The organism is Mycobacteroides chelonae CCUG 47445, from assembly GCF_001632805.1.
In the GTDB taxonomy this organism is placed as follows: Bacteria; Actinomycetota; Actinomycetes; order Mycobacteriales; family Mycobacteriaceae; genus Mycobacterium; species Mycobacterium chelonae.
This window is the reverse complement of sequence record NZ_CP007220.1, coordinates 2,618,979-2,632,845: the sequence shown is the minus strand read 5'-3', so window position 1 is coordinate 2,632,845 and position 13,867 is coordinate 2,618,979. Positions and strand designations below refer to the sequence as shown.

Genomic DNA, 13,867 nt, shown 5'->3' with positions numbered 1-13,867 from the left:
AGGTGCGGCATGCCATCGAAGAATGTAACGGTGTTCCTGCCCGGTGGTGTGGTGTGGGAGATTAGCTGGAACGTGTGTCGGCGGGCCAGATCGATGAGTGGACACCGCCGCTCATCTATACCTAGCAGGTGCTGGACGCGCACGAATGATGCGCGGCCACCAGAACAGCGGACCGAGGAGCCGGGCGATCGCCGGGGTGATGAACGATCGCACGATGAGCGTGTCCAGCAGCAGGCCAAGCCCGATAATGGACCCCAGCTGGCCGACCGACAGCAGGTCGCTGGAGAGCATGGCCATCATCGTCGTTGCGAACACGATGCCCGCGGTGGTGACCACCTTGCCCGAGTTGGCCACCGCTCTGATCAAACCGGTGTTCAACCCGGCTTTGCTTTCCTCCAGGTAGCGGGCGATAAGTAGCAGGTTGTAGTCCGATCCCACGGCCACCAGGATGATGAAGGTGATCGGCAGGTTCAACCAGCTCAGCGGTATGCCCAGGAAGTGCTGCCAGACCAGCACCGAAAGGCCGAAGGCACCCGAGTACGAGAACGCCACCGTGCCGATGATGACCAGTGCCGCGACCACACTGCGGGTGATCAACAACATCACCAGGAAGATCAGGGCGAATGCAGCGATCGCCGCGATCAGAAGATCGGTCTTGGTGGCGTCCTGGATATCCCAGTAGGTTGCGGCCGCGCCCCCCAGATAGACCCGCGAACCGGCCAGCGTCGTCCCCTTGAGCGCTTCCTTGGCTGCCGGCAGGTAGGCCTGTGCGTGGTCGATGCCTTCCTCGCTCAGTGCCTCACCGTCGTGATAGATCATGTAGCGCGCGGACTTCCCGTCCGGCGACACGAAGTACTTCAGATCGATCTGGAAGTACGGATTGTCGAAGGCTTCGGGCGGTAGGTAGAAGAACTCGTCGTTCTTGGAGCTGTCGAAGGCGTGCCCGAGATCCATCATCTGGCGTCCCAGCTCGTTCAACTGGGTCAGCATCGGCCGCATGGTGCTCTGCTCGGTAAGCACCACCTTGCGCATGTTGTCCAGTTCGGCGGCGCTCTTGCCGATGACTTGGACCAGCTGAGGTGTGACGGCGTCCTGAATCATCGCGGCCTTGAGGCTGTCATCGACCGCATCGGTCATCGAATCGACCTGGTCGGTCATGTCGAACAGCGATCTCATCGCCCAGCACATGGGGATGTCGGCACAATGCGGTTCCCAGTAGAAGTAGTTCCGCAGCGGCCTGAACTGGTCGTCGAAGTTGGCCAGAGTGTCCCGCATGTTGACGGTGACATCCTTCAACTCCTGTGCGCCCTTGAGTGAGATATGCGCCGAATCAGCCTGCTGCCCAGTCAGTTCCTGCTGCTGGCGCATCAGGGCGGCCATGCGATCGGTGATGTCTGCCATCTGGGTAAACCGATCGGTGAGATCGGTAAGGAACGGGATCAACTCGTTGATCTTGGTTCCCATCGTCCCCATCGTGTACGTGAAGGACGAATGTTCCAGTGGGGTGCCCAATGGCCTGGTGACGCTCTGGATCATCGCGACCCCTGGCGTGTGGAACACCTCTCGTGCCACCTTGTCCAAGGCGATCATGTCCGTCGAATTGCGCATATCGTGGTCGGATTCGATCATGAGCATGTCGCTGTTGAGCTTGCTCACCGGGAAATGCCGGTCGGCGGCCGCATATCCCTGGTTCGCCGGCACGTCGTCGGCTATGTAGATGCGGTCGTTGTAGTTGGGCCGATACGTCGGAAGCGTGATCGAACCGATCATCACCACGACACTGCTCACCACGAGAATACGTCCGGGCCACCGCACGGTGACGGTGCCCACCTTGCGCCAAATACCCGAGTCCGCTTTCCTTTTCGGGTCAAAGATGCCAAAGCGACTGCCGAGTGCCAGCACCGCGGGCCCGAAGGTAAGGGATGCCGCGACCGCCACGAGAGTCGCGGCCGCGCACGGCAGGCCCATCGTGTTGAAGTAATTGAGGCGGGTGAACTGCAGGCAGAATGTCGCGCCGGCAATGGCCAGGCCCGAGCCCAGGATGACGTGGGAGACGCCTCTGACCGCGGAGTAATACGCGGTTTCCCGATCCTCGCCGGCGTGACGCGCCTCCTGGTACCTACCGATCAGGAAGATTGCATAGTCGGTTCCGGCGCCCAGAATCAGCGAGACCAGGATGTTCGATGCGAACACCGAGATGCCGATCAGCTTGTGATAGGCGAGGAAAGCGACAACGCCTCGCCCGCAGGACAGTTCCACCATCACGATCAGTAGCGTCAGCAAAGCCGTTGCGACAGAACGATAGACGATGAGCAACATCACCGTGATGATGACAATGGTCACGTACATCAGGCGGATCATGCTTTGGTTGCCCACCTGGAGCATGTCCGTGGACAACGGGGCCGACCCGGAGACATAGACCTTGACCCCATCGGGGGGCTGGACTTCGGCGACCAGCTCGCGGACCGCACGGATCGACTCGTCCGAGACTGTCGAACCTTGATCACCTGCGACGCGCACGAGTGTGTACGCAGCCTGGCCGTCGGCACTCTGCACGCCCGCGGCAGTGGTGCCCTGGCCCCACAGATTCATGACGTACTGGACGTGCTTTTTGTCGTTTTCCAGCTTGCTTGCCAGCACGTCGTAGAACTTGTGGTCGGCGTCATCCAGCTTGTGATCACCCTCCAGGATGACCATCGCCAGGCTGTTGCTGTCGGATTCCTTGAACGATTCCCCGATGTGAATCAAGGCTTTGGAGGACGGGGCATCGAGCGGCACCAACGGGCCCTGATTCGCGTCGGTTACCGGTTCGAGCTGCGGCACTACGGTATTGATCACGATGGTGAATGCCACCCACGCGAGCACGACCAGTATCGAGTACTTACGAATTGCCTTGGCGAAGCGCGGTTTCTGGGCGGAGTGTGCGCTCATGCGGAAAGCACCTGGCACCAGACACCGGCGTGCTCACCGGTCGCGGTGTGTTCCGAGCGCACCAATCCGTCAACGGTGATGCGGCAGCCCACATTTCGCCCAGCCACCTGCGCTGTAATGTCTCCGGTCGCGGTCGTCAAGACGGTCGTTTCGGTGTGTGTCCAGGGCAATCCGGTGAGTTCGATATCGACGGGCCTGTTGTCGGTATCCCAATAGCTCACCCGTGCCCAGCCGCCGTAATCGCCGTACACCTCATAAACGATGTTCTTGGGATTGAACTGGACAACGGCGAAATTGCCCCCGGGGCTGCGGGTTCGGTCCTGCGAGCCGAACACCCCGTGCGCGAACTTGATGGCCAGCCCGGCGATGAGAAGTATGACGATCGCTACTGCGGGTAACCAGATCTTGCTGATCACACGACGGCTTCTGGAAACGCTCATGGCTGCACCTTTCGAGGATCAAGACCAGCGGGGATCCGCAACATCCGGGGGGCATCGGCTTGCCTCATTGCGTGCCGTGCGGGGTGGAACGTGGTCGTCACGAGTGACGGCCGATGAGCCTCGCGATCGATTCGTCTCGGCCATGTGGCGGATGGTCAGAGTGGGAAAACGCGCTCATGCGTGACAGATACTATACAAGTTATGTATTAGGTGTGGATCTCGCTGATGAGATCCTTGTCTCAGCAGCTGGTGCGAGTGATTGAGGAATAAAATGGCCGCACCACGGGCGTATGTTGCCGAGCTCGCCAATGGTGATGCCCCGATTTCGATAGCCTGGGCCCGATCCGCGTTTATCTGGCACACCTGGACCGAGAGGCATGATGGCTGTCCACGAGAGTTCGATCACCACCCGTGACTGGACGCTGAACAGGCCGGAGCTCGACACATCGCCGATGGAGGTCATCGGCTCGCTCAAACGCGCGTCGGGATTGCTCGCCCGGTTGCTCGAGCCTCTGTACGCGACCGCGGCCATCGCTGAGCCCGAGCACGACGTTCTGGTAGTGCTCCGGCACCGCAAGGGCCCGGTGATCGCGCGCCATCTCGCGGAGGAGCTCGGTGTATCGCAAGCCTGGGTGAGCAGAATGCTGCGCAAGCTGGAAGAGCGTGGATACGTACGCCGGGAAGCAAACGCCAACGATCGCCGTGCGGCCATCATCAGCATGACGGACAGTGGGCGGTCGGTCGTGGACGAATTGTTCCCCGAGAGGCTGCGTATCGAAGCCGAGGCTCTGGCCGGACTTGGGGACGAGCGGGCCTCGGTCGTCGCCGGCCTGGAGCGGCTCGTCGCGACCCTCAAGGCATACGAAGGTTAGGTCCGCATACCGCTGACGCTGGTGGCATGGCCGAATCCGTTGGCGGGGGTCTGGGAGAATGGCACGCATGCATAGCACCGTCAGTGGCGCCGCGACCACGACCAGGGAAGAGTTCAACGCCCTGGCGGCGGTGCATCGGGTGGTGCCGGTGACCCGAAAAGTGTTGGCAGACAGCGAGACGCCGCTCTCCGCCTACCGCAAGCTGGGCGCCAACCGGCCCGGCACCTTTCTGCTTGAATCGGCGGAAAATGGGCGGTCGTGGTCGCGCTGGTCCTTTATCGGCGCGGGATCGCCCTCTGCCCTGACGGTGCGCGACGGCCACGCCACCTGGCTCGGGGCCGCCCCGGAGGGGGCTCCCGGCGGGGGCGATCCGCTCGATGCGTTGCGGGCCACCATGGACCTGCTGGCAGGCGAGGCGCTGTCGGACCTCCCGCCGCTGTCCGGCGGCATGGTCGGTTTCCTGTCCTATGACATCGTCCGTCGGCTGGAGCGGCTTCCGGAGCAGACAGTCGATGATCTGGGGCTGCCGGATCTGCTGCTCCTGCTCGCCACCGATATGGCGGCCGTCGATCACCACGAAGGCACCATCACGCTCATCGCCAACGCGGTGAACTGGGATGACACCCCGGAGCGTGTAGCCGAGGCCTATGACGGCGCGGTCGCGCGACTCGACGTGATGACGGCGGCGCTGGGCCAGCCGTTGCCCTCGACCGTTGCGCATTTCGAGCGCCCGGCACCGGCGTATCGCAGCCAGCGCACGGTGGAGGAGTACAGCGCGATCGTCGACAAACTCGTCGGCGAGATCGAAGCCGGCGAGGCATTTCAGGTGGTGCCGAGCATGCGCTTCGAAATGGAGACCGACGTCGACCCGCTGGAGGTGTACCGCATACTGCGGGTCACCAACCCGAGCCCGTACATGTATCTACTGCATGCGCCGGATGCCGATGGCGGGACGGCTTTTTCGATCGTGGGATCGAGTCCGGAGGCGCTCGTCACCGTCAAGGACGGAGTGGCCACCACCCATCCGATCGCCGGAACACGCTGGCGCGGCGCAACCGATGACGAAGACACCTTGCTCGCCAAGGATCTACTCGCCGACGAGAAGGAGCTCTCCGAGCACCTCATGCTGGTTGATTTGGGCCGCAACGATCTCGGACGCGTATGCACGCCCGGCACGGTGCGGGTCAGCGATTACAGCCATATCGAGCGCTATAGCCACGTCATGCACCTGGTCTCAACAGTGTCGGGATCGCTGGCGGACGGCAAGACAGCGCTGGACGCCATCACCGCGTGTTTCCCCGCGGGAACACTGTCCGGGGCGCCGAAGGTACGCGCCATGGAACTCATCGAGGAAGTCGAGCTGACTCGCCGCGGGCTGTACGGGGGAGTTCTGGGATACCTGGACTTCGCCGGAAACGCCGATTTCGCCATTGCGATCCGAACCGCGCTGTTCAAAGACGGGCGTGCCTACGTGCAAGCCGGTGGGGGTGTGGTCGCCGACTCCACGGGCGAGTACGAGTACAACGAGGCCAGGAACAAGGCCACCGCGGTGCTCAATGCGATCGCCGCGGCCGAAACCCTCACGGGCGCCGCGGATGTCTAATCCGGCTCCGCCGCAGTCGGGCCGTAAGCGGCTGGTCACCGGCGCCGGATTGCTCCTGATCGCGGCGGGTGGGCTGTGGGGAGCCTCGAAGTTCACCTGGGTGCGCCTGCGTTCCTTCGACGGTTTGGGTGAGCCGCGAACGATTCTGGTCTCCGGCGCCGACTGGTCGGCGGCCTTGGTCCCGTTGGCGGTCGCCTTGGTCGCGGCAGCGATCGCGACTCTGGCCATCCGCGGATGGGCCCTGCGGATCCTGGCGGTCCTCGTCGCGGTGATCGGAGCGGGCGCGGCCTATCTGGGGGTCAGCCTCTGGGCCGTTCGTGATGTCGGGCCTCGCGCCGCGGACGTCAAGAGCGTCCCGGTGTCCACCCTGATCGGGGCCGACCGGCTCTCCGGCGGAGCCACCACCGCCGTGGTGGCCGCGGTGGTGGTCGTATTGGCCGCCATTACGCTTCTGCGGGCCGCACAGGGGGTCGCGGACACGAAGTACCAGACCCCGGCCGCGCGACGCTCAGACAGTGCGGATCTGGGAGAAAAGACGCAGAGCGAGCGGGTGATGTGGGACAGCCTGGACGACGGAGAGGACCCCACCGTCGGTCCGCCCGAGCGTTCGTCGGGCCCTACCTGACCCGGTTTTCTTGTGTGAGCCTCGAACGGCTACCCTTCTGTGAAGTTCGAGCGTGTAGGCGCGGGGGCGTCGCAAGAAGGGAATCGTCGAGGTCATGAGTTCGGGAACCGTACTCGATTCGATCCTCGATGGCGTGCGCGCTGATGTCGCGGCTCGTGAAGCCGTTGTTGATCTGGTCACCGTGAAGGCGGCCGCCAAAGCAGCGCCCAAGCCACTCGATGTCATGGCCGCGCTGCGCGAGCCGGGAATCGCCGTGATCGCCGAGGTGAAGCGGGCCAGCCCGTCGCGTGGCGCGCTTGCCGATATCAGCGATCCGGCAGAGCTTGCCAAGGCTTACGAAGATGGGGGAGCGCGGATTATCAGCGTGCTCACCGAGGGCCGGCGGTTCCACGGCAGTCTCGACGATCTGGACTCGGTGCGCGCTGCCGTATCAGTTCCCGTGTTGCGCAAAGACTTTGTCGTCAGTCCGTATCAGATCCACGAGGCGCGGGCACATGGTGCCGACCTGATCCTGCTGATCGTTGCGGCGCTGGAACAGACCGCACTTGTTTCGCTGCTCGATCGCACCGAGTCGCTCGGGATGACCGCGCTGGTGGAAGTGCACACCGAGGAAGAAGCCGATCGTGCGCTGTCCGCCGGTGCATCGGTTATCGGCGTCAATGCCCGCGACCTGAAAACTCTTGAAATCGACCGGGATTGCTTCTCGCGTATCGCGCCGGGGCTGCCCAGCGGCATCATCCGTATTGCCGAGTCCGGCATTCGCGGGACGGCCGACCTGCTGGCATATGCCGGTGCGGGTGCCGACGCCGTACTGGTCGGTGAGGGATTGGTTACCAGTGGCGATCCGCGCGGAGCCGTCGCCGATTTGGTGACCGCGGGCACGCATCCGTCCTGCCCCAAACCGGCTCGCTAGACGATGCCCGACAGTCTTTCCGCACGCGGTTCATCCAACATGAAGAACACCGGTCTCCCGCAGATGAGTGCTGCGATCGCCGAGCGCACCGCGCATGATCCCGATGGCCGCGGGCACTTTGGTCCATACGGCGGCCGGTATGTGGCCGAGGCCCTGATGGCCGTCATCGAAGAGGTGACCGCCGCATACGAGAAGGTCAGGTCCGACCGTTCCTTCCTCGACGAGCTCGACCGGTTGCAGACGCACTATGTGGGCCGGCCGTCACCGCTGTACGAGGCCGAACGCCTCAGTGCCCACGCTGGCGGCGCACGTCTGCTGCTCAAGCGAGAAGACCTGAACCACACCGGTTCCCACAAGATCAACAACGTCCTCGGTCAGGTCCTCCTGGCCAAGAGGATGGGCAAGACACGCGTCATCGCGGAGACCGGTGCGGGACAGCACGGAGTCGCCACGGCCACCGCGTGTGCACTTCTGGGGCTCGAGTGCGTCATCTACATGGGCGCCGTCGATACCGCACGTCAGGCACTCAATGTCGCGCGGATGCGGCTGTTGGGATCGACCGTGGTGTCCGTGGAATCGGGGTCGAAGACCCTCAAGGACGCGATCAACGACGCCATGCGCGACTGGGTGACCAACGCGCACAACACCTACTACTGCTTCGGTACCGCTGCCGGCCCGCACCCCTTCCCGGTGATGGTTCGCGATTTTCAGCGCATCATCGGCATGGAAGCGCGGGCTCAGGTACAAGATCAGGTCGGCAGATTGCCAGACGCGGTGGTGGCCTGTGTCGGTGGCGGCTCGAACGCGATCGGTATTTTCCACGCGTTCATCGACGATCCGCAGGTCCGGCTGGTCGGATACGAAGCCGCCGGCGACGGTGTCGAAACCGGAAGGCACGCCGCCACATTCACCGGTGGCACTCCCGGCGCCTTCCAGGGCTCCTACTCGTATCTGTTGCAGGACGAAGATGGTCAAACCATCGAATCGCATTCAATCTCAGCGGGTTTGGATTACCCCGGGGTAGGCCCCGAGCATGCCTGGCTGCGTGAGACCGGGCGCGCCGATTACCGCCCGGTGACCGACAGCGAGGCCATGGACGCCTTCCTGCTGCTTTCTCGCGCCGAGGGCATCATCCCGGCCATCGAATCGGCACACGCCGTCGCGGGCGCACTCAAGCTCGGAGCCGAGTTGGGCGAAGGCGCGGTGATCGTGGTCAACCTGTCAGGCCGCGGCGACAAGGACGTCGAGACAGCGGCCAAGTGGTTCGACCTCTTGGACAAGAACGACGCGGATCAGAACGGGGCCGGGGCATGACGCAGTCAGGCCGCCTGACCGAGGTCTTCGACAAGTGCCGTGCCGAGGGGCGTGCCGCGCTGATCGGTTATCTGCCCAACGGGTATCCGGACCTGGACACCTCGATCGAACTGATGACCACGCTGGTGCAGGGCGGGTGCGACATCATCGAGGTCGGTATCGCCTACTCGGATCCGATGATGGACGGCCCGATGATCGCCGCGGCTGCGGAAACCGCGCTGACCAACGGGGTGCGGGTAGCTGACGTTTTCACGACGGTCCGCGCCATCACCGATGCCGGCGGACATGCGGTCGTGATGTCGTACTGGAATCCGGTGCTGCGGTATGGGGTTGACGCGTTCTCGCGTGACCTCGCCGCGGCTGGAGGCCTCGGGATCATCACACCCGATCTGATCCCCGACGAGGCCGAGGACTGGATCGCGGCCTCCGATGCTCATGACCTCGATCGCATCTTCCTGGTCGCGCCCTCGTCGACGCCGGAAAGACTCGAAAAGACGATCGGTGCATGCAGGGGATTCGTCTACGCGGCGTCCACCATGGGTGTCACCGGTGCTCGCGATGCGGTGTCGAATGCCGCCCCCGCGCTGGTGAGCCGGGTTCGCGAGGTCTCCGATATCCCGGTGGGAGTCGGTCTTGGCGTGCGATCCGGTGCCCAGGCGGCTGAGATCGCCGCGTATGCCGACGGTGTCATCGTGGGCTCGGCGTTGGTGGCGGCCGCCCCGCAAGGTGCGACCGCCGTGCGTACCCTGACTGAAGAGTTGGCTACCGGAGTCCGAAGGGCCTGAGCCCAGGGATGACAGGAAAAGCAGGGACAACACTGTGACAGTCGTGAATCTGGCATATATCCCCAGCCCGCCCCAAGGGGTTTGGCATCTGGGGCCCATCCCGATCCGCGCCTACGCACTGTGCATCATCGCGGGCATCATCGTCGCGCTGGTCATCGGCGATCGTCGATGGGAGCAGCGTGGCGGCGAGCGCGGTGTCATCTACGACATCGCGTTGTGGGCGGTGCCGTTCGGCCTGGTCGGCGGACGTCTCTATCACGTGATGACCGACTGGCAGACGTACTTCGGCCCGCACGGTAAGGGCCTGGGCAAGGCGATCGCGGTCTGGGAGGGCGGCCTCGGTATCTGGGGCGCAGTTGCCCTCGGCGGTGTCGGCGCCTGGATCGCCTGCCGTCGACGAGGTATTTCGTTGCCCGCCTTCGCCGACGCGATCGCTCCCGGCATCGTGCTGGCCCAGGCGATCGGCCGGTTGGGCAACTACTTCAATCAGGAGCTCACCGGTGGTCCGACCACGCTGCCGTGGGGTCTGGAGCTGTTCTATCGCCGCTCGGCCGACGGCACGGTGGACGTTCTCAATCTCAACGGTGTGTCCACCGGGGAGGTCGCGCAAGTCGTCCACCCGACCTTTCTCTACGAATTGTTGTGGAATGTCCTTGTTTTCGCGCTGCTGATCTTCGTCGACCGGCGCTTCAAGATCGGGCATGGACGTCTGTTCGCGATGTATGTCGCGGCGTACTGCGTGGGACGCTTCTGGGTCGAATTGATGCGGGTGGACCCGGCCACACAGTTCGGTGGCATTCGCGTCAACTCCTTCACCTCGACTCTGGTGTTCCTCGGTGCGATCGCCTACATCCTGCTGGCGCCCAAGGGACGTGAGGATCCGGCGACCCTGGGTGGCACCCCTGCGCAGACCGACGAGTCGACGGACGCTGCGGACCCTGCAGATGTCGCGGATGCGGGGGAGCAAGCCGTCACGAAAGACCCGGTGGACGACCCCGCCGAGGAATCGGCCGACGAGTCCGGTGAGACTTCTGGCATTGTGGAGAAATGACCGAGAGCACGCCGCCTCCTTTCGGAACACCTCCGCCGGTGCCGCCATCGCCTGGCGTCCCGTATCCGCCCCCATATGTGGACCCCGCCGCCCCGTACGGGCGTGACCCAGCCACCGGGGCGCCGTACTCAGATAAGTCGAAGCTGATCGCCGGCCTGCTGCAACTGTTGGGCCTGGTCGGATTTCTGGGCTTCGGTCGGATCTATCTGGGACAGACGCTGCTCGGCGTTGTCCAGCTGCTGATCGGCCTGGTGACGTTCGGAATCGTCGCTGTCATCTGGGCGGTCGTCGATGCGGTCCTGATCTTCGGCGGCAAGGTCAGCGATAAAGCAGGTCGCCAGCTTCGCGATTGACATGTGAGAGAATGAAGATGACCGGGACGACCCGGTAATTCTTCGCCAGGGGACGGCCTCACCGAAATGTGGAGGTATCTCTCATGGTTTGGCTGGTCCTTCTTCTTGCGGGTCTGCTCGAGGTGGGCTGGGCTATCGGCCTGAAATACACCGAGGGATTCACTCGGCTGTGGCCGACCGTCGGCACTGTCGGATCGATGATCATCAGCATCGCGATGCTGGGTATTGCGATGAAAAGCCTGCCGGTCGGCACCGCGTACGCGATCTGGGTGGGTGTCGGTGCTGTCGGTACCGCAATCCTGGGCATCGTGCTGTTCGGCGATTCGGCCAACGTCTGGCGGCTACTGAGCCTGGGGTTGATCGTTGCCGGCATCATCGGTCTGAAATTGGCCTCCTGACAACGCAAACCGGTGAAGGTAACCGCTTGGTGAATCGTGTCCGCGCTGACTCGTGAGTAGGTATCTGCACGACTATGCTCAAAAGTCGTGACGAGACGCGGAAAGATTGTTTGCACCCTTGGTCCTGCGACCGGTTCCGCCGAGCTTGTACGTGAGCTTGTCGAATCCGGGATGGACGTCGCGCGACTCAACTTCAGCCACGGCGAGCACGCCGACCATGAGCAGAACTATCGCTGGGTGCGTAAGGCATCCGACGAGACCGGGCGCGCGGTCGGCGTACTCGCGGACCTGCAGGGCCCCAAGATCCGGCTGGGCCGGTTCGCCACCGGGTCCACCCACTGGGCGACGGGCGAACAGGTCAGGATCACCGTCGAGGATGTCGTGGGAACCCCGGACCGGGTCTCCACCACGTACAAGCAGTTGGCTACCGATGCTGCTGTTGGCGACAGGCTTCTGGTGGATGACGGCAAGGTCGGCTTGACCGTCGAGGCCATCGAAGGCAATGACGTGGTCTGCCGGGTCACCGAGGGTGGTCCGGTCAGCAACAACAAGGGTCTCTCACTTCCGGGGATGAATGTCTCGGTGCCGGCCCTGTCCGAAAAGGACATCGCGGATCTGGAGTTCGCACTGCGACTCGGGGTGGACCTCATCGCGCTGTCATTTGTGCGGTCACCCGGCGATGTCGAACTGGTGCACGCCATCATGGACCGCGTCGGACGTCGGGTGCCGGTGATCGCCAAGCTGGAAAAGCCCGAGGCCGTCGCCAACCTTGAGGCGATCGTGCTGGCATTCGACGCGATCATGGTCGCCCGCGGCGATCTGGGCGTCGAACTTCCGCTCGAAGATGTGCCGATTGTGCAGAAGCGCGCCATCCAGATCGCGCGCGAGAACGCGCGTCCGGTCATCGTGGCGACTCAGATGCTCGAGTCGATGATCGAAAACTCACGCCCGACACGCGCCGAGGCTTCGGATGTCGCCAACGCGGTCCTGGACGGGGCAGATGCCGTGATGTTGTCGGGGGAGACCTCGGTGGGCAAGTACCCCATGGAGGCAGTGCGGACAATGGCCCGCATCGTGTCCGCGGTCGAGAGCCATTCGGTGAGCGCGCCGCCGCTGACTCACGTGCCGCGGACCAAACGCGGTGTCATCTCGTATGCGGCGCGCGATATCGGCGAACGGCTCAACGCCAAGGCCCTGGTGGCGTTCACGCAGTCGGGCGACACGGTGCGACGGCTAGCCCGGTTGCACACTCCGCTGCCGGTGCTGGCTTTCACCCCGTTGCCCGAGGTACGTAGCCAGCTGGCGCTGACCTGGGGAACTGAAACCTTCATCGTCCCGGTCATGGACACCACCGACGGCATGATCCAACAAGTGGATACGGCGTTGCTGGAGATGGAGCGCTATCAACGGGGAGATCTGGTGGTGATCGTCGCGGGGGCTCCGCCAGGGACAGTAGGCTCGACCAATCTGATCCACGTGCACCGGATCGGCGAGGACGACCACTAGAGACGAGGTTCGAGCATCAGCAACGCACCTGATTTCGCACAGCTACTCGCGCTGCTGGAGCTGAAGAACCCCGAGACCGATCTGTTCGTCGGCGGCCACCCGACGGTCAATCCGCCCCGTACCTTCGGCGGTCAGCTGATGGCGCAGTCCGTGGTCGCCGCTGGGCGCACCGTGTCCGAGAAGCTCTCGCTGGCGGCTGTCTCCACCCATTTCATCAACGGTGGCGACCCCGAACAAGACATCGAGTTCCGGGTCCTGCGATTGCGGGACGAGCGTAATTTCGCGAATCGCCGCGTCGACGCGATCCAGGGCGACCTGTTGCTGTCCTCCGCATTGGTGTCGTACCTGAAGGACTCGCCGGGGCTGGAGCATGCGGTGAAACCACCGACGGTGGCCGATCCGGAAACGCTGCCGACCATCGACGAGCACCTGGTCGGCTACGAGGAGACGGTGCCGATGTTCGTGGCCGCCCTCAAACCGATCGAATGGCGTTACGACAACGACCCCGCCTGGGTTCTCAAAGCGAAATCCGAACGGCTGGAACATAATCGGGTGTGGATGAAGACCCACTCCGCGCTGCCCGACGATCCGGTTCTGCACAGCGCGGCACTGGTTTACGCATCGGACACCACGGTGCTGGATTCGATCATCACCACCCATGGCCTGTCGTGGGGTTACGACCGGATTTTCGCCGCCACTATCAACCACAGCGTCTGGTTTCACCGCCCGGTGCGCTTCGATGACTGGGTGCTCTACGCAACCGAGTCGCCAGTTGCCTCGGCGGGTCGGGGAATGGGAGCGGGGCGCTATTTCGATCGCGAAGGGGCGTTGCTGGCCAGTACTATCCAGGAAGGCATTATCAAACACTTCCCGGGGCGGTCATGATTCGAATTCTCTCTCTGCTGGTGCTCGTTCTTACTGTCGTCACCATCATTTCCATCATCAAAGACCCGGTCAAGCCCAATGGCGAGAAACTGCCCTGGGCCATCATCGTGCTCGTCTTCCCGGTCTTCGGTCCCATCCTTTGGTTTGCCATCGGAAAGAGCGATCCCTCCGACCGCTGGTAGCTGCGGGAG

General features: G+C 63.5%; 14 protein-coding genes. 12 read left to right on the top strand and 2 right to left on the bottom strand.

All coding sequences use genetic code 11. The annotated features are described in order from the left end of the window. Nucleotides 1-111: 111 nt before the first annotated feature. Nucleotides 112-2,931: an MMPL/RND family transporter gene (locus tag BB28_RS12950; RefSeq protein ID WP_064393506.1), complete on the bottom strand. Its 2,820-nt coding sequence runs from the start codon at nucleotides 2,929-2,931 to the stop codon at nucleotides 112-114. Then, nucleotides 2,928-3,371: an MmpS family transport accessory protein gene (locus BB28_RS12945; RefSeq protein ID WP_046253769.1), complete on the bottom strand. Its 444-nt coding sequence runs from the start codon at nucleotides 3,369-3,371 to the stop codon at nucleotides 2,928-2,930. The genes BB28_RS12950 and BB28_RS12945 overlap by 4 nt, the downstream gene beginning before the upstream one ends. A gap of 380 nt (nucleotides 3,372-3,751) precedes the next feature. On the opposite strand from BB28_RS12945, the gene BB28_RS12940 reads away from it, so the two are divergent. From BB28_RS12940 to BB28_RS12885, 12 genes are all read left to right on the top strand, one after another. Then, nucleotides 3,752-4,243: a MarR family winged helix-turn-helix transcriptional regulator gene (locus BB28_RS12940; protein ID WP_046255800.1), complete on the top strand. Its 492-nt coding sequence runs from the start codon at nucleotides 3,752-3,754 to the stop codon at nucleotides 4,241-4,243. Between the two features lie 67 nt (nucleotides 4,244-4,310). Beyond that, entirely contained in the window at nucleotides 4,311-5,846 is a 1,536-nt protein-coding gene (locus tag BB28_RS12935) for an anthranilate synthase component I (protein ID WP_046255799.1), read from the top strand. Beyond that, entirely contained in the window at nucleotides 5,839-6,471 is a 633-nt protein-coding gene (locus tag BB28_RS12930; protein ID WP_046253768.1) for a TIGR02234 family membrane protein, read from the top strand. The genes BB28_RS12935 and BB28_RS12930 overlap by 8 nt, the downstream gene beginning before the upstream one ends. 94 nt (nucleotides 6,472-6,565) lie before the next feature. Next, the gene (gene trpC, locus BB28_RS12925; RefSeq protein ID WP_046253767.1) at nucleotides 6,566-7,384 is read left to right on the top strand and encodes an indole-3-glycerol phosphate synthase TrpC; all 819 of its coding nucleotides are present in this window, start codon (nucleotides 6,566-6,568) and stop codon (nucleotides 7,382-7,384) included. A gap of 39 nt (nucleotides 7,385-7,423) precedes the next feature. After that, nucleotides 7,424-8,698, top strand: coding sequence for a tryptophan synthase subunit beta (gene trpB / locus BB28_RS12920; protein WP_046255798.1), 1,275 nt, complete (start codon nucleotides 7,424-7,426; stop codon nucleotides 8,696-8,698). Continuing rightward, nucleotides 8,695-9,483 carry a tryptophan synthase subunit alpha gene (trpA, locus tag BB28_RS12915; protein WP_046253766.1) on the top strand — a complete coding sequence of 263 codons (789 nt, stop codon included), beginning with the start codon at nucleotides 8,695-8,697 and terminating at the stop codon, nucleotides 9,481-9,483. Before trpB ends, trpA begins: the two co-directional genes overlap by 4 nt. Before the next feature lie 34 nt (nucleotides 9,484-9,517). Continuing rightward, nucleotides 9,518-10,534: a prolipoprotein diacylglyceryl transferase gene (lgt, locus tag BB28_RS12910; RefSeq protein ID WP_046253765.1), complete on the top strand. Its 1,017-nt coding sequence runs from the start codon at nucleotides 9,518-9,520 to the stop codon at nucleotides 10,532-10,534. Continuing rightward, nucleotides 10,531-10,887: an NINE protein gene (locus BB28_RS12905; protein ID WP_046253764.1), complete on the top strand. Its 357-nt coding sequence runs from the start codon at nucleotides 10,531-10,533 to the stop codon at nucleotides 10,885-10,887. The genes lgt and BB28_RS12905 overlap by 4 nt, the downstream gene beginning before the upstream one ends. Nucleotides 10,888-10,970: 83 nt before the next feature. Next, a complete protein-coding gene (gene sugE, locus BB28_RS12900) occupies nucleotides 10,971-11,285 on the top strand; it encodes a quaternary ammonium compound efflux SMR transporter SugE (protein ID WP_046253763.1) in 315 nt (104 codons plus the stop codon). 87 nt (nucleotides 11,286-11,372) lie between these two features. Continuing rightward, the gene (pyk, locus tag BB28_RS12895) at nucleotides 11,373-12,791 is read left to right on the top strand and encodes a pyruvate kinase (RefSeq protein WP_075874253.1); all 1,419 of its coding nucleotides are present in this window, start codon (nucleotides 11,373-11,375) and stop codon (nucleotides 12,789-12,791) included. Nucleotides 12,792-12,806: 15 nt separating this feature from the next. Continuing rightward, a complete protein-coding gene (locus BB28_RS12890; RefSeq protein ID WP_191985272.1) occupies nucleotides 12,807-13,676 on the top strand; it encodes an acyl-CoA thioesterase II in 870 nt (289 codons plus the stop codon). Further along, the gene (locus tag BB28_RS12885) at nucleotides 13,673-13,858 is read left to right on the top strand and encodes a PLD nuclease N-terminal domain-containing protein (RefSeq protein ID WP_046253760.1); all 186 of its coding nucleotides are present in this window, start codon (nucleotides 13,673-13,675) and stop codon (nucleotides 13,856-13,858) included. Before BB28_RS12890 ends, BB28_RS12885 begins: the two co-directional genes overlap by 4 nt. Nucleotides 13,859-13,867 lie beyond the last annotated feature (9 nt).